Here is a 2,553-nt window from a genome sequence, read left to right as displayed (position 1 = left end):
GGGCAGTGGACGGGCCGGGCTGTGGGCGGGCCGAGCAGTGGGCGGGTCAGCCGGCCGGAAGGGTCACAGCGGTGCGATCGGGTGCTTGCGCGGGGGCTCGTTGCGGACCTTGTCGCGCAGCTGGGCCAACGCGCCGCGCAGGACCAGGCGGGTCTGCGACGGCTCGATCACCGCGTCGATGTACCCGCGCTCGGCGGCGGTGTACGGGGTCGCGATGAACTCGTTGTACATGTCGATCAGCTGCTTGCGGAGCTTGGGACCCTCCTCGGGGCCCGCCTCCTCGATCTGACGACGCTGCAGCAGGTCGACCGCGCCCTCGGCACCCATCACCGCGATGCGGGCGGTGGGCCACGCGAAGTTGAGGTCGCCGCCCAGGTTCTTGGACCCCATCACGGCGTACGCGCCGCCGTAGGCCTTGCGGACGACGAACGTGACCTTGGGGACCGAGGCCGCCACCACGGCGAAACCCATCTTGGCCCCGCGGTGGATGATGCCGAGCTTCTCCTGCTGCACGCCCGGGAGGTAGCCGGGGGTGTCCACCACGTAGACCAGCGGGATCGAGTAGGCGTCGCACAGCATCATGTGCCGCGTGGCCTTCTCCGAGGCGTCGATGTCCAACGCGCCCGACAGGTGCAGGGGCTGGTTGGCGACGACGCCGACGGACTCACCGTCGACCCGGGCGAAACCCGTGATGATGTTGGACGCGAACTGCCCGGAGGTCTCCACGAACTCGCCGTCGTCGAACATCCGCAGGAGCACGTCGTGCATGTCGTACGCGGCGTTGTCCGAGTCCGGGATGATCGAGTCCAGCTGTCGGTCCGACTCCGTGGTCTCCGCCTCGAGACCCGGGTTGATCCGCGGCGCCTTCTCCGCGGCCGAGGACGGCAGGTAGCTCAGCAGGTTACGCACGTACATGAAGGCGTCTTGCTCGCTCACGGCGACGTGGTTGACGTTGCCGTTCTTGGCCTGCTGCAGGGCCGAGCCGAGCTCGTCCATGGTGACGTCCTCGCCGGTGACCTGCCGGATCACGTCGGGCCCGGTGACGAACATGTACGCCTGGTCCTGGACCGCGATCACGAAGTCGGTGGTCGCGGGGGCGTAGACGGCGCCGCCCGCGCACTTGCCCAGCATGATCGAGATCTGGGGCACGTACCCGGAGGCCGGATACTGCCGCCGGGAGATCTCGGAGTAGTAGGCCAGCGAGGTGACGGCGTCCTGGACGCGGGCCCCACCGGAGTCGTTGATCCCGATGATCGGGCACCCCACCTTGAGGGCGAAGTCCATGATCGCGCAGACCTTCTTGCCGAAGCCCTCGCCCACCGACCCGCCGAAGACCGTGTTGTCGTGCGCGTACACGACCACCGGACGACCGTCGATGGTGCCGCGGCCGGTCACCACGCCGTCCCCGAACGGGTTGTCCGGGCTGCCGGGAGCCTTGGCCAGCTGGCCCATCTCCACGAAGCTGCCCGCGTCGAGCAGCTCCGCGATGCGCTCCCGCGGCGGGGTGTGACCCGCGGCGTCCCGGCGGGCCCTGGCCCGCTCGCTGCCCGGGTCCCGGGCCTGCTCGGTCTTGACCCGCAGTTCCGCGAGCTTCTCCGCGGTGGTCCTAGCCGTCACGCGTCCGATCCCTTCAGTACTCCCGCGTCGATCTCCGAGAGACGACGCGCCAGATGCTTACCGACCGTACCGACCACGGGTTCGTCCACCACCGCGAGGTGGTCACCCTTGAGCTGGACCACCTCGAGATCGTTGACGATCCGGCCCCAGCCACCATCGGTGTCGACCCGCGCGTAGCGGGGCTCGAGCTCGATCGCGCCCTCGTGCATCCGCTCCGCGCGGTAGAGCACGAAGGAGACCTCCGCGCCGACGCCCGACCACGTGGACAGGTCCGCGCTCTGCAGGATGCGGTTGTCGACGAAGCTGGCCCGCTGGTGCTCGATGACCCCGCCGCCCATCGCGTTCGCCTCGGCGCCCAGGCCCTCGAGCAGCATCCCCAGCACGCCGTCCTCGCCGTGCTCGGCGAGGAACTCCCGCGGCACCTCCACGTCCAACCCGTAGGTCCGCTTGGCGAACTCGGAGTACCGCTTCCAGCGCGCCTCGGCCTCGTCGAGGGTGTCCGGGATCGGCTCGGAGGGCTGCACGGTGTCGAGGAGTGCCACCAGCGCCACGACGTCGTCCGCGGCGCGCAGCTGACGGGCGACCTCGACCGCCAGGGCGCCACCGAAGGACCAGCCGCCGAGCGCGACGGGCCGTCCCGAGGCGATCTCCCGGATCCTGTCGAGGTACCCGGCGGCCCTCTCCTCCAGCGGCCCCTCGGTGCGCTCGACGCCGTAGACCGGGGTGTCACCGTCCAGGCGATCGACCAGCGGCTCGTACACGAACGACGACCCGCCGGCCGCGTGGAACAGGAACAGGGGGGTGCTGTCGGCGGAGCCCTCGCGCAGGACGCGGATGTTGCCCTCGACCGCCACCTCGGTGAACGGACGCAGCAGGTCGGCGACCTCCGCGATCGTCGTGGCCCCGGCCAGCTGCTCGGCGGTGATCTCGCCGCCA

The 2,553-nt window shown here is 70.4% G+C and carries 2 protein-coding genes; both read right to left on the bottom strand.

Annotated elements, in window-relative coordinates; all coding sequences use genetic code 11:
* Nucleotides 1–63: 63 nt before the first annotated feature.
* Entirely contained in the window at nucleotides 64–1,617 is a 1,554-nt protein-coding gene (locus tag G6018_RS12760) for an acyl-CoA carboxylase subunit beta (protein WP_182639796.1), read from the bottom strand.
* Nucleotides 1,614–2,553 (bottom strand): alpha/beta fold hydrolase (locus tag G6018_RS12755; RefSeq protein ID WP_182639795.1); only part of this gene is annotated, 940 nt, incomplete at its 5' end. The genes G6018_RS12755 and G6018_RS12760, both read right to left, overlap by 4 nt.

This window comes from Dietzia sp. DQ11-44 (assembly GCF_014145205.1).
Taxonomy (GTDB): domain Bacteria; phylum Actinomycetota; class Actinomycetes; order Mycobacteriales; family Mycobacteriaceae; genus Dietzia; species Dietzia natronolimnaea.
Note: the sequence above shows the minus strand (reverse complement) of the source record. Positions and strands in the feature narration are given on the sequence as shown.